This is a genomic window from Vermiculatibacterium agrestimuris, from assembly GCF_943193085.1.
Lineage (GTDB): Bacteria > Bacillota > Clostridia > Oscillospirales > Oscillospiraceae > Vermiculatibacterium > Vermiculatibacterium agrestimuris.
The window spans coordinates 1-1,642 of sequence record NZ_CALPCU010000054.1; the positions used below are offsets into that span (position 1 = coordinate 1).

The window sequence follows — 1,642 nt, forward strand, 5'->3', positions numbered from 1 at the left end:
CCCAGCCTTCCGGTAATTCAAAAGGAATCTCATCATCGATAATTTCGACCTTACTTCCCATCTTCTCATAATAAGAGATAGTCACATATTTCCCTTATAATATTGGCGCGATGAACTCGCAAAAATATTATTGGGAGGCGCCTTTTTATGAGGACAAACGAAACATTTGAGCAACACTTGAGGAAAAGCAATCTTTCGGAAAACACCATCCATTCCTACCTCTGGACCGTTGATTTCTACCATGCCCATTATGAGGAGATCAACAAGGAAAACTTACTGGCCTATAAGGGGTATCTGATGGAGTTTTTCAAGCCCAAGACCGTCAATCTGCGCATCCAGGCTATGAACAAATATCTGGAGTTTCTACACAAAGACCGTCTGAGACTGAAAGCAGTAAAAGTACAACAGAAAAACTTCCTTGAAAATGTGATTAGCAATGCTGATTATAACTTTCTAAAAAAGCAGCTAAAAAAAGACGATAACATGGAGTGGTACTTTGTCGTTTGGTATCTGGCTGCTACTGGCGCTCGTGTCAGTGAACTTATTCAAATCAAAATTGAACATGTGGAACTTGGATATTTCGACCTTTATACCAAGGGCGGAAAACTGCGCAGGCTATACATACCGAAAAAATTAAGGGCAGAAACGCTTGAATGGCTGGAGGAAACACGGCGTTCCTCTGGCTATTTGTTTTTGAACCGGTATGGAGAGCGTATTACAACCCGAGGGATCTCGCAACAACTCAAAAACTATGCAGACAAATACGGCCTGGACAAAAAGGTTGTGTATCCCCACTCCTTCCGACATCGGTACGCAAAAAATTTCTTAGAGAAATACAATGACATTGCTCTGCTGGCGGATCTAATGGGGCATGAAAGCATTGAAACTACCCGCATTTACCTCCGGAGGACAGCCAGTGAACAACAAGCATTAGTAGACAAAATTGTGACATGGTAAATGATCGGCCGCCTTCTTGCGAGGGCGGCCGATCATTATGATAGGTTTTCTGTGATGGTGGTGAGTTTGGCAAATGCTTGCTCAATTGCTAAGACAATTTGTTTTTGTTCCTCAAGTGGAGGGATGGAGATAATTGCTTTTTTGCCATCTGTTGTTCCGAGGCGAGGCATCTTCACGCCATACGAACATTTATTGGCGTATCTTAAAAATGCAGGGGACATCAGATAGTAGCGTGCATACTGCGGAAGTATATTTCGCTCAAACTCTAATGGTAGAATTTCAGAAGTACAATAGCCATCTTCGTCTGCCAGGACTACTTTGTTTAGATAAGGCCGGAGCTTACTATATAACACCTGACCTTTATGGAAACGGTGCTTTGTGCTTACTGCGTTGCGTTCAGCCTTGCGCACTTTTTGCAGGACAACTCCAGAGTCTTTCTCGATATCTTCAAGATCTAAAATCCATGCAGAATCAGCGATGGATGTCGTATCGACATTTACGCAATTGCCATAGTCACACAGTTCGCCAAGACAGCAAATACCCCAACTATCAGGCAACAATTCAAAGCCCCAGTCATCCAAGGGCTCTATCAGATTACCTGTTCTTAGATAATAAGAGTTATCCTCACCTTTGAAGATGACAGATTCCTTCTTGTCACGCTTGATTTTGCCTTGCTTGATGAGCT

Annotated in this window: 2 protein-coding genes; one reads left to right on the forward strand and one right to left on the reverse strand. The window is 42.7% G+C overall.

Translation table 11 applies throughout. The features are described 5' to 3' along the window. Positions 1-147: 147 nt before the first annotated feature. The gene (locus tag NFR87_RS10385) at positions 148-957 is read left to right on the forward strand and encodes a tyrosine-type recombinase/integrase (protein WP_251449421.1); all 810 of its coding nucleotides are present in this window, start codon (positions 148-150) and stop codon (positions 955-957) included. A 35-nt stretch (positions 958-992) separates the two neighbouring features. Here NFR87_RS10385 and NFR87_RS10390 read toward each other — a convergent pair. After that, positions 993-1,642, reverse strand: a 650-nt coding sequence (locus tag NFR87_RS10390) for a restriction endonuclease subunit S (RefSeq protein WP_251449423.1), incomplete at its 5' end; no start/stop codon positions are given.